Here is a 421-nt window from a genome sequence, read left to right as displayed (position 1 = left end):
ACGGCGTGACCTGGGCCTTTTCCAGCCAGCGGATCAGCCCCCAGGTACCCGAGTAATCACCGAACAGGCGCTCACCCGCCCGCACGCTGGTCCAGGTCAGGCTGACGCCCGGGTAGTCGCCACGACCCGGCCAGTTGAAGCGTTGCCAGCTTTCCTTCTGGTTGAAGTAATGATGCTTCTCGCCATTGAGGATGAAGGTGGTCTGCACCACGTCCCGCGCGGCCTTGCCCTGCAACTCGAAGCCCAGTCCCAGGCCGCCATCGGTGTAGAGCACGTCGGCCAAATGGCTGAGTTGGTTGATCGCCGTCAGAAACTGCGGGGTGAAGCGCAGGCCCTGGCTATGAGTGGGATCGACCACCCAACGGCTGCCTTCCTTGCGCAGCACCCCGTTCAGTTGCCCGCGCAGGAACTGTTCGAGGTG

Annotated in this window: 1 protein-coding gene; it reads right to left on the bottom strand. The window is 63.4% G+C overall.

The genetic code is table 11. The annotated features are described in order from the left end of the window. The coding region (locus M5B99_RS29845; RefSeq protein ID WP_318654603.1) for a type VI secretion IcmF C-terminal domain-containing protein at positions 1-421 on the bottom strand (421 nt) is incomplete at both ends.

Source organism: Pseudomonas sp. MWU13-2100 (genome assembly GCF_023242365.1).
Taxonomy (GTDB): Bacteria; Pseudomonadota; Gammaproteobacteria; order Pseudomonadales; family Pseudomonadaceae; genus Aquipseudomonas.
Note: the sequence above shows the minus strand (reverse complement) of the source record. Positions and strands in the feature narration are given on the sequence as shown.